At 59.1% G+C, this 9,264-nt stretch carries 18 protein-coding genes; 4 read left to right on the forward strand and 14 right to left on the reverse strand.

Features of this window, described 5'->3' with window-relative positions:
* Positions 1–31: 31 nt before the first annotated feature.
* From HDE77_RS00415 to HDE77_RS00425, 4 genes are all read right to left on the reverse strand, one after another.
* Positions 32–706, reverse strand: a complete 675-nt coding sequence (locus HDE77_RS00415; RefSeq protein WP_184415067.1) for a hypothetical protein — start codon at positions 704–706, stop codon at positions 32–34.
* 15 nt (positions 707–721) lie between these two features.
* Positions 722–1,105, reverse strand: a complete 384-nt coding sequence (locus HDE77_RS00420) for a hypothetical protein (protein ID WP_184415069.1) — start codon at positions 1,103–1,105, stop codon at positions 722–724.
* A gap of 241 nt (positions 1,106–1,346) precedes the next feature.
* The gene (locus HDE77_RS20365) at positions 1,347–1,472 is read right to left on the reverse strand and encodes a hypothetical protein (protein ID WP_255482462.1); all 126 of its coding nucleotides are present in this window, start codon (positions 1,470–1,472) and stop codon (positions 1,347–1,349) included.
* Positions 1,473–1,474: 2 nt separating this feature from the next.
* Positions 1,475–1,648: a hypothetical protein gene (locus HDE77_RS00425; protein ID WP_184415071.1), complete on the reverse strand. Its 174-nt coding sequence runs from the start codon at positions 1,646–1,648 to the stop codon at positions 1,475–1,477.
* A 66-nt stretch (positions 1,649–1,714) separates the two neighbouring features.
* Here HDE77_RS00425 and HDE77_RS00430 point away from each other — a divergent pair, with 66 nt between their 5' ends.
* Positions 1,715–1,948 carry a hypothetical protein gene (locus HDE77_RS00430; protein ID WP_184415073.1) on the forward strand — a complete coding sequence of 78 codons (234 nt, stop codon included), beginning with the start codon at positions 1,715–1,717 and terminating at the stop codon, positions 1,946–1,948.
* 262 nt (positions 1,949–2,210) lie between these two features.
* Here the strand turns inward: HDE77_RS00430 and HDE77_RS00435 are convergent, their stop codons facing one another.
* The 8 genes from HDE77_RS00435 to HDE77_RS00470 form a co-directional block, all read right to left on the reverse strand.
* Entirely contained in the window at positions 2,211–2,525 is a 315-nt protein-coding gene (locus HDE77_RS00435; RefSeq protein ID WP_184415075.1) for a hypothetical protein, read from the reverse strand.
* Positions 2,522–3,148: a hypothetical protein gene (locus tag HDE77_RS00440; protein WP_184415078.1), complete on the reverse strand. Its 627-nt coding sequence runs from the start codon at positions 3,146–3,148 to the stop codon at positions 2,522–2,524. The genes HDE77_RS00435 and HDE77_RS00440 overlap by 4 nt, the downstream gene beginning before the upstream one ends.
* 1 nt (position 3,149) lies before the next feature.
* Positions 3,150–3,740 (reverse strand): hypothetical protein, encoded by a 591-nt coding sequence (locus HDE77_RS00445; protein ID WP_184415080.1) that lies wholly within the window; start codon positions 3,738–3,740, stop codon positions 3,150–3,152.
* Between the two features lie 64 nt (positions 3,741–3,804).
* Positions 3,805–4,236 (reverse strand): hypothetical protein, encoded by a 432-nt coding sequence (locus tag HDE77_RS00450; RefSeq protein ID WP_184415082.1) that lies wholly within the window; start codon positions 4,234–4,236, stop codon positions 3,805–3,807.
* 27 nt (positions 4,237–4,263) lie between these two features.
* On the reverse strand, positions 4,264–4,452 hold the full coding sequence (locus HDE77_RS00455) for a hypothetical protein (RefSeq protein ID WP_184415083.1): 189 nt from the start codon (positions 4,450–4,452) through the stop codon (positions 4,264–4,266).
* Positions 4,453–4,533: 81 nt separating this feature from the next.
* Positions 4,534–4,806: a hypothetical protein gene (locus HDE77_RS00460; RefSeq protein ID WP_184415085.1), complete on the reverse strand. Its 273-nt coding sequence runs from the start codon at positions 4,804–4,806 to the stop codon at positions 4,534–4,536.
* A 951-nt stretch (positions 4,807–5,757) separates the two neighbouring features.
* Positions 5,758–6,198, reverse strand: coding sequence for a hypothetical protein (locus HDE77_RS00465; protein ID WP_184415087.1), 441 nt, complete (start codon positions 6,196–6,198; stop codon positions 5,758–5,760).
* 82 nt (positions 6,199–6,280) lie between these two features.
* Positions 6,281–6,517, reverse strand: a complete 237-nt coding sequence (locus HDE77_RS00470; RefSeq protein ID WP_184415088.1) for a hypothetical protein — start codon at positions 6,515–6,517, stop codon at positions 6,281–6,283.
* 410 nt (positions 6,518–6,927) lie between these two features.
* Here HDE77_RS00470 and HDE77_RS00475 point away from each other — a divergent pair, with 410 nt between their 5' ends.
* Positions 6,928–7,164 carry a hypothetical protein gene (locus tag HDE77_RS00475; RefSeq protein ID WP_184415090.1) on the forward strand — a complete coding sequence of 79 codons (237 nt, stop codon included), beginning with the start codon at positions 6,928–6,930 and terminating at the stop codon, positions 7,162–7,164.
* 118 nt (positions 7,165–7,282) lie between these two features.
* Complete coding sequence (locus tag HDE77_RS20255) at positions 7,283–7,426, forward strand: hypothetical protein (protein WP_221444057.1); 144 nt, start codon at positions 7,283–7,285, stop codon at positions 7,424–7,426.
* 36 nt (positions 7,427–7,462) lie between these two features.
* Here the strand turns inward: HDE77_RS20255 and HDE77_RS00485 are convergent, their stop codons facing one another.
* On the reverse strand, positions 7,463–8,062 hold the full coding sequence (locus HDE77_RS00485; RefSeq protein ID WP_184415092.1) for a hypothetical protein: 600 nt from the start codon (positions 8,060–8,062) through the stop codon (positions 7,463–7,465).
* A 94-nt stretch (positions 8,063–8,156) separates the two neighbouring features.
* Entirely contained in the window at positions 8,157–8,621 is a 465-nt protein-coding gene (locus HDE77_RS00490; RefSeq protein ID WP_184415094.1) for a lysozyme, read from the reverse strand.
* Positions 8,622–8,683: 62 nt separating this feature from the next.
* Between HDE77_RS00490 and HDE77_RS00495 the strand changes: the two genes are divergently transcribed.
* Entirely contained in the window at positions 8,684–9,019 is a 336-nt protein-coding gene (locus tag HDE77_RS00495; protein ID WP_184415096.1) for a hypothetical protein, read from the forward strand.
* Positions 9,020–9,264: the final 245 nt, after the last annotated feature.

Below are 9,264 nucleotides of genomic sequence, written 5' to 3' on the forward strand. Positions count from 1 at the left end.
ATGGGCGGGTTTTGAGGTTGGTAATGGTGGATCAGCGGCGACTTTTCTTCTGCCCGCCGCTCAAATGTTGCTGGAGCATTTGCTGGACCGCGTCAATACGCTCTGACAGTCTGATACCGAATGGATCTATGTCCGGCCCGTTGAAGCCTGTCGTGGCGTCGAACACCGTCATGCGCACCATGTCAGCGAAACCGGATATACCGTGATCGTCGAAATGTTCGCCGTCTGGCTGCTCATTCGCTACGTAGGCCCACATGGCGCCTCGCAGCTCACCTTTGCACTCAAGCGCAGCATTCACCAGTGTTCGCGCTTTCGCCCCCCACAATGCCTCCGCTTCGTTTCTGGCGGCTTCAAGTTCCACTGCCGCAGCATTCAGCGGCTTCAGCCGTCCCTCAAAAACGTGAGCGTAGAACTCGGCGCGTTGTTGCGGACTAGCCTCCCGCACGCTGTCTGAAGCAGGGGGGTGTTCCGAAGTGCGGATCACGCCCTGTCTGGCCTCTGTCACGGCATCACGGTAGGCATATAACGCTCTTGCGAGGGCGCGCGCGACTTCAAAGTCAGCTTTGCCTCGCTGCTCTCTTCGCCAACTGTTGATACCGTGCCACGTTACGCATGAAGCGAGCACAGCCGCGCCAGCGACTAGCACGTCCTTGCCGGAGTCGAAAACTTTAACCCAATCGACGGAGCACACGTCTTGCGGCGTCATCAGTGCTTCCTGTCTCTAGCTGCGAGCGTCTAGGAGCTTGTTGAACAGGTCTGCGAACTCAGCGGCAAACTTCTCGCCCTCCGCAGTCAGCAGGATTGCGTTGTTGGTACGGGAGCGTCCATCGCGAGCGCGGGTGATTAGCCCCGTGCTGGGGCCATCACTGTCGTCGAGGCGCGCGCGCCCTTCGAGAAGATCGAACTGGCGGGAGATGGCGGAGTCTTTAATCCCGCCGACCTCCTTGTAGATGTCAGTCTGGAGTGCACCGGGGTTTTTCAAAGCGGCAAACAAGGTGGCGGCGTTGGACAGAGTGAACTTCGCGCCGCCCTCCGTATCCCTGCGTACCTTCTGGATCAGCGAGAACATGATCCGCGCGGCGTCCGTGGAAGTCAGGTGTTTCATCAGGAATCCTAATGGGTGGAATCGGCTCCCAGGAAATGTAAAGCCTTGCGATACCGAAAGCAATGACACAACTCAAGGGTGTGGGGCGTTCAAAGTAAAACTGCAAACCTCTATGAAGTTCAACGAGTTGCAACGATAGCGCGGGGATGTGGTGGAGCATTCTGAATCCTTCCGTGTCAAACCTTGAGCTAAGCGAGGGAGTGTCCCCGGTTCCTGAAACTGCGGCAAGACGCGCAATGCGTCACATTTCGGCGTCCGGCGTCAGCGTATGGCCGAAAGCCCTTGCTACAGCTTCGTCGAGGGTGACACCTGTAATTTCATCCAGTGTGTCATTCAGTCGCACCACTTCACTGTATGGGTACAGCATCGTCACCTCCCGCTGCGGTAGGCCATCAGGCCCCAAGCAACCAGCACGGCCAGGTAGACCACGCAGTACACCGCAGCGAGCTTGGGGGAACCGATGGATGCGACGGCGAACCCCAGCAGTGCCAGGGTGACCATGAGGGCGCGTAAGATCAGCGGGTAACGTGAGGGTTTCACCATGCGTATGACTCCTTGAGACGAGTTAGGAATAAAGTTGACCCATTGCGCGCAGCCGGGGGGCCTCTTATGGAAGAAGACGAACGTTGCTTCCTCTACCGTGGGTATTTGTTGATGTGCGACCCCACACGCCTCGACGGCGCCGGGTATAAAGCGAACGCCGTGGTGGTTCGGGCTGACAAAACCGGGGACACCGTGATCGCCGCTTCGCTTGAAAAGCTGGTCTTCATTTCCGAAGAGGCGGCCGTGGTTCACGCAAGAGAGTGGGCCGCCCATTGGGTAGACGAACAGGCAGGCCGTTAATCAGCTATGGACGAACATCAGGCGTGCATCCGTTGGGAGCGCATCCGACTAGGTGAGAACACGATGGGGCCGTGGTACGCGCGGCTCCCGTCGCGAGATGGCGTGTGCTTCGCGACCATCAGCGAGTGCCTGGACTCCCGCTGGGTGGTGAATCTGTTCCCGAAGGGCCGCGACGTAGCCATGTGGAGCTGCTACGTCCCGACAGGGGAGAAGGGCAAGGTGTGGATCGAGCGGTGGACGCGCCACCACTGGCAGTCGGTGACTAGCTCCCCGACTCAATGAAGGCGGGCTCGTCGTGTCCGTGGATGTGGGTGTGCCGGAACTCATCGACCGCTGCTTCGTACCGCTCATTGCCGGCCGCATCGGTGTACCAGTAGCCGATGAGGCAGATGTCCACCTCCTCGCGCAGCAGTTCGTTGTCATCCGGGTGCGCCGCGTCCTCGCACCACTTGACGAACTCCGCAACGTTGAAGCGGGTGATGTCCGCGTATTCATCCCCGTCCAGATCGGTGCTCACGATTGCGCCAGTAGCGTCGATCACGATGGCCCCGTGGGAGCCGAGAATTGTCCTGTTCATGCGTGTGCATCCCGTGTGCGGAGGTACTCATGGACTCGATAGAGTCGCTCGATCCCCGGTGTGTTGTTTTCGATCCAGCTCTCGATGTTGCCGTTGCACCATGCGTCTTCCATCAGGTGCACTTCGTCAACCTCATCGGCCATGTCCGCCGCGTAGGCTTCGATCATGGTCTGGAGTTGGTTGTGATCCCACGTTTCCACCTCGCCCCACTGACGCCAGTCAGACGTGTAGAAGGAAATGAACCCGCTGCGCGAGGTGTGCCGCTCCTCAGCCTTTTCGGTCATCGTTCCCGGTGAGATGTTCTCGAACATCCGCCGCGCCTCAGTGGCCGCAAGCGTCACGAAGATACGATCGGTCTCGAAGTTGTAAAACTTGGGGGACTGCATCGACTCGAAGCACGCATCGAAACCCACGGCCTCGCAATACTCCTCAACGAACCGCGACGCGTAGGCCGTCTGCACCTCGCGCCAGCTACAGGAATACGTCAGGCGCTCCACAAGGCCCCGGTTCGCGTCCCCTTGATCGTCAGAGAACATCGACTCAGCCGCGTAGCTCAGTTGTTCGTCGTGCGCGCTGCAATAGAAACCCGCGAAGGGGATGCATGCGGTCAGTAGTTGTGTCATGTCAGTACCCCATGCTGCGCTGATAGCGAGCCATTTCGGCCCGCGCTTCGATAAGGGAACCCAACGCCTCCTTGAAGGCGTCGCGGGCGTCAGTGAGTCGCTGGCGGAGGTCTTTGCAGAGCCGTGCGCCAAGCGCCCCGATACCCTGCTGTTCACGCCATGCGTCCCGTGCATCCTTGAAGGCATCGCGGGCGTCAGCGAGGGCAGACTCAGCCGCAAGCTCCGCGTGCCAGTAGCTTTGGTACTCGCACTCACGCTCCGCGTTGACGCGCGCCAGTTCATCGCCGGCCCGCGCTGCATCCTCAGCGGTATCAAACAGGCGGAGCTTGCCGCGTATGGCGTCCAGCACCACGTAACCGTCGTATTCGCTTTCGATGTAGCCCGCGAGGAACAGGGTGCGACCTTTGCGAGCGGGGAGCTGCCACACGTTGCCCCGGTACGTGGCATCAGCGAACTCGAAGTCAGTGAACCACCCCTTGTGCCCAATGCTCCGTACGAGGGCATCACTCGCCCCGATGTCGCGGAGGTGGCGCATCACGGCGCTATCGACGCTCGCGTGGTTGCCGCATTTGCTGAAGTTGAAAGCTGGCATTGTCGTTGTCCTGTCAGAAACCAGTGAGGCCCACTCAGGAACGAATGGGCCTCGCTTGTGTCTGTTAGCAGCGAATCAGGTAGGTCACGCCATCGAAGTCCACTTCGTCGTAGTCGGCTTTCGCCTCATCCGCAGCGGCTTCCCAATCCATCGTCATGTGACGCCACGGCCACGCACCGCTGTCCATGCCCTTTGGGGTTTCGTAGCAGTCTTTGACCAGCTCTTCGATGTAGTCCGTGAAGTAGCTTTCGCGTATCAGGGACTCCCCGTGCACCCAATCGGAAGCACTCTCCGCCGCGTCAGCGAGCGCGGTCAGCGTCGCCAGCTCCGCTGCGTCATCGGGGTTAAGACCGGCCCACTCTCCCGGCGCCTCAACGTCGTCCCCGCCATCTGGATGTGGCAACGTGAAGTTGTCCCGTTCCCCTTCTAGCTCCTCAATGCGAGCGATCACGTCCCGGCTGTCGATCACGTCTTCCGAATTGTCTAGGTTTGCCATTGGTCAATCCTCCCGATGTGTCAAGTGTCAGCGCACGACAAAGCCGACGAAGGTCACCGCCACGATGCTCACGGCAACGCAGTAGCCAACAAGGTTCGCCAGTACACGCCCGTTGCTGCGGCGGCGGCGCATGGGTGCCGGCTTGTACCCCATGGACACTGCGGGGCGCTGCGGCTGGCGATTGTGGAACGGGTACGGGTTACGGTCTGTACGCATGTCATGCGCTCCTTGTGTGTGTCGTTAGGGACCAGTGAAGCCCACTCCCCCAAGGAATGGGCTGCGCTTGTGCCTAGCCGTTCAATACGTGAAGCCAGCAAACAGGATCGTCCCCGTCTTCACGTAGATGCAGCGGTTCACGTCTTCCGTGTCGATCAGCTCCCACCGCTTAGTCACGCGGTCATAGCTGCCCACCATGTAGACGGTTCGCGCTGACTCCTTGCGCTTGACGTACTCCCCCTTCAAGTCCTGAACGGGTTTGCAGCACTCCTGATCCACCATCACGTTCCCCTTTGTTAGCCGTGCGTCGTGGCGTTGTCTTCTGCGGCCTTTGAAGCGTGTTTCGCTGTCCATGTCTCACTCCTAGTTGCGCACCCCTTGAATGCTTCCAGTCATGCCGTCCGGTGCGTAGGCGGCATGAGTCGAGTCACTCAGTGCATCTTTGGCATCGTCATCAGGCACGCCGGGTGGCGCCGCTGGATCGTGAATAGCCGTGTCAGGTGTCGGTCGGTGTTGCGTTGACCGTGGAGCGAATCTTAACTCAAGGCTTGCGTTGTGTCAAGTCTTGCGATGTAGCAAGAGTCCTGAAGCAGTGCCTAGCAGGGCGAGCGGCAAGGCCGTCGTTTGCGGTTCGATCCACTCAGCAGAGCCGTCACCGGATGCCTTCGTTTCCCTTGCCGCTCCGCGCTATCCCTAGGGAAGCTCGCGGTGCCCTGTGATCCTTCACTGCGCAGCGCGGTGGATGCGGTGCGGGTCGGTGGCGTCCTGCCGTGACTTGGATGAAACGATACCATCGAATTGCCATCTGTCAAGCCTCCCGATGTGTCAAGAACGAAAAAAGACAGATGGCCCATCAGGCCGCGTGTGTGGCCGTGTGTGCATCAGGTGTCATTAGGGGCCAGCGTGGGCCATCAGGTGCGGTGCGTGAGCCGTGAGGGATCGTATGGGGCCGGCATGGGCACGGTAGGTGCTGCGGCGAAAACTACAGATGAGGACAGACACACGCACGCGCATTGCGGCACATCAGGTGCCTTGCGTGGCTCATTCGGGGCCTGATTGGGTGCATGAGGGCAGCTAGGGCATAGCGCGCCGGATATAGGATGCGGTGCAGATGGCTTAGTGGCGCGGCCTAGGGCCATTGTGGTGCCGCCCTAGGTGCCATTCGGTGCCGGGATAAGGCAGCGTGCGTGTGTTTCTTCACGTCACGACGCGAGGCGCGCGATCATTGACGCGGGCACGGGGGGATGCGCGCGGTTCAGAATCTATGGATACCCCAGCGGAAATCTCTGCTGAACATTTCAGGGGCTAGTGCTGCTGGCTAGTCGCTGGTGCCTGCGCTTCATTCTTGCTGGGAAGGCGTGTGATGCCTCCGACAAAATCGCCAGGCTTGTCCTCTACGCGAAGACGTTCGGGATCGTCAACCAGCCATCCGCGCATATTGCGACGTACGATCTCCAGGCAATGTTCACTCGCATCAGCAGACACATCGTTTACCCATGCCGGTGCCGTTGTAGCCCAGCCCATGAAATCCATGGCGTACGTATGATTCGGGTTGCGCTCAAGCTCCTGCACCAGGTCGCCCATAGGTACGCCAGAGCGTTGATGCATTAAGGCGCGTTGGGCCATTGAGCCATACCAAGTACAAAACCGCAGATCTGCTGGTGTCGGCGTCCGAGCTGCGACGAATGTTGCGTAGAAGACGAGAGGCACTCCGAGGAGTGCGTTCGCAAGCAGCTTCAGTTTCATCACGATCCTTAGTAACCCTGAGACATCCCCGAGGGGCATCGTAATCCAAGGGCGCACCCAGGAACCATCAGGAGAACTTGCGTCACCCCAGGAGCGGCTGGAGTCCCTTGCGACACTCACTCGGCTGACCGTCGAGCTTAGTCCAGACGATGATACCGCTGGCGTCCATCTGGATCATGAGGGTGCAGTAGGTGTCGTAGGTGTAGCTGTCGTAGGAGGTGACGGAGGCGGAGACAGGCGTGGTGCCGACATAGCCGCTGACCTGGGAGGTGTTGGGAATGAGAGCCGTACCGACACCGCGACGGAGGTCGTACTGCACCAAGCGACCCTTAGTGTCCCCGAACGTATGCGGCTGGCCCAGGCGGGCCGTGGCGAAGCTCTGTGGCTTCCCCAAGAGGAGGGCATCCACTGCCGCGTGCTGCTTGGGGAGCGAGGCGCAGGCCGTCAGGGCCAGGAGAGTAGTGATCGCAAGAGTCCGTCGCAGCATCTTTCAAGTCCATGTTTTTATTGAGAGAATAATATAACCCGCAGCATAGGAGCAAGGGGGAAGCAAGAGAACCTTATGATCCCTATATGAGTCATGTAGAGCACTTCAGGAGTCGCCAGGGGAGAGGGGGGTGTCTCCTTCCTGACCCCTTCCTTAGTCACTGTGACTGGCTTGTCCACAGTTGCTTGATCCCTGGTAGACAACTCACGTCACATTGTCTGTTCACCTCAGAGGTGTCGATCATGTTGCTCACGCGGAGACAGATTCAGCACAAGCTGGATGCTTTTGAAGCTTCGCTGCCACAGCTCGTCAAGGATCACGAAGAACGGGCAGACTTCCTATGCGCCTTCGCGAGCGAGGCTGACGAGATCACCGAGAACGTTAGCGCAGCGGACGACGTGTGGGCGGGTGAACAGCTCGATCAGATGCTGAGGGAGCAGGGCTTCCCGCCTGGAGAAGAGATTCCCTGCGATGGGTGAGATCTAGATAGGCACCGCCGGTTGGACGGATAAGACCCTGATCGCGTCCAAGCTGTTCTACCCGCGAGGGTCTAACAGCGCCGAGGAGTGCCTGCGGTACTACGCCGAACAGTTCCGCATGGTGGAGGTCGATAGCTACTACGCCATGCGGAAGCTTGCCCAGGACACACTGAACGTCCAGGGCATCTTCAACAACAACTACGAAGACCAGGGGCAGCGAAATGCAGCGACGCTGCAACAACTTGTGGAGAAACACATGTGACTTCTCGCGTCACTTCGCTTGAGGCCGCCCGAGTGTTCAGAGGCGATCATCTATGGGGACAGACGTCTTGTAACGTTGCGCTTGTTCGTCGATCAGCTTCTTAAGCGCCAAGAAGTCTCGTTCTGTCTTCATGGAATAGAAGTCTGCCCGGAATCGAATGTAGTACTGCTCCCCGATTACTGGCCGAAGAATCTCCATGCTTTGTAGAGTCCTGCCCCCGACGTCCTCGGCAACTGTTAACTTCGCCAGAGAGACCATCACGGTCGCTAACGCCGCCATGAAAAGCAAAGCATTCAGTTCCAATATGAACCGTGCTTTGCTGGACCTCTCGGTCAGCTCCTTCACGCGGGCAAACGTCCTTTTCAGCGTGGGCGTCGTTACGAACATGACCGCTATCATCGACGCGAAGACAATCAAACAATCGGCGAACAGCCCAGCACTGGTCGGCGATCCCTGCGCGGCCAGTGCATACGTTGCATCGCTATAGCTTCTGCTGAATCTGGAAATTGTGCTCACCAGGGCTGACGACGCTATCGACAACAACGGCGAAAGAACCTTTTCCCAAAGGCCGCTACCTAATGCTCCGACCAACAAGAGTCCGGCGAACCCGCCCAGCCAACGTAATATGCGTTTCAAATTCTTCCCCGTAAATCTAGGCGCCAGGAGGCTTTGCAACGCCACTCAACTGCTACAGGCCGTCAAAAAGCTGGGGCAACTATGCCACGGACGTTTACGGAGCACCAACGTATAGGGCGCGCGTAGGAGTTGAGAGTTCAGCCCCCGCCCGCGAGTTCCATAACACGGCCTCGGCGGCGCGGCGGTTCACAAGACCCGCGTTGTCAACCAGCCGGCCGTTGATGGTCTCCTTCGTCCACCGCAGGAGCTGCGTGGGCACCGACGCGTAGTCGGCTGCATTGAGCAAGCGCAGCAGGGTGGATGTCATGAAGGCATGCTCTCCCTCGTTGAACACGAAGGACACGAGAGCGATCCACTGCGGCTCCGTAAGGGCGACGTGGACATTCTTGGATACGCAGTTGGTAGCCCACGCGAGATCGCGTAGGAGGAGCACGCGGGAGGTCTCAGAAGTGATGCGGAGACCAGGAGTAACGTCGAGGCCGGTGTGGCCTACGCCGATGGTCAGGGTGCCGTTGGTGTCACGATATGCGACAAGCCTTTCCCCCTCGACTTTGACCATGAAGTCGAGGAGGCGGGTGGTGATCTGATAGGTTATGGGTACTCCAGGGGAAGGAATGACTTATGCGCTTTCGACTGTTCGCTGTTGCTGCTGTGTGCGCTTTATGTGCGCCGGGAATCGTGTCGGCGCGCGGCTACACTGTTTACGGGGCCGGAGCCGCAAGCTGTGGCACCTGGACAACTGACCGAGCGCACCATCTCGACGCAGATCTCCTGGGATGGGTCGCCGGTTTCGTCACGGCTTCCGGTTACTACGATGTGGATGGCGCGCTCAAGCAGGAAGACACCAACGCGCTAGACGCCTATGTAGACGCGTACTGCGCGGCTCACCCGCTTGATCGGGTCGAAATAGCTACGCAGCACCTCGTTGACGATCTTATGGACAAACCAACTCAGTAGTTGTCGCAGAAGTTTGGCCCGGAGGGTCGATGAGGGTAAGCGAATGCAGAACAACGATCTAAACAACACGGCACGGGATACGATAGAGAAGTTCCGTCGCGACCTGCACGGGGTCGTGTTCCGTGGAGAGCCTGTGGCAGCAAATATAGGCGGGGTAGTCGGCCAGAACAGCAGCGCTGTGAGTGTCCTAATCGGCCAACACAGAGACGTGCTAGACCAGCTCGCTGCGAAGTGCGTAGAGCAAT

The organism is Rhodanobacter sp. MP7CTX1 (genome assembly GCF_014205795.1).
GTDB lineage: Bacteria > Pseudomonadota > Gammaproteobacteria > Xanthomonadales > Rhodanobacteraceae > Rhodanobacter.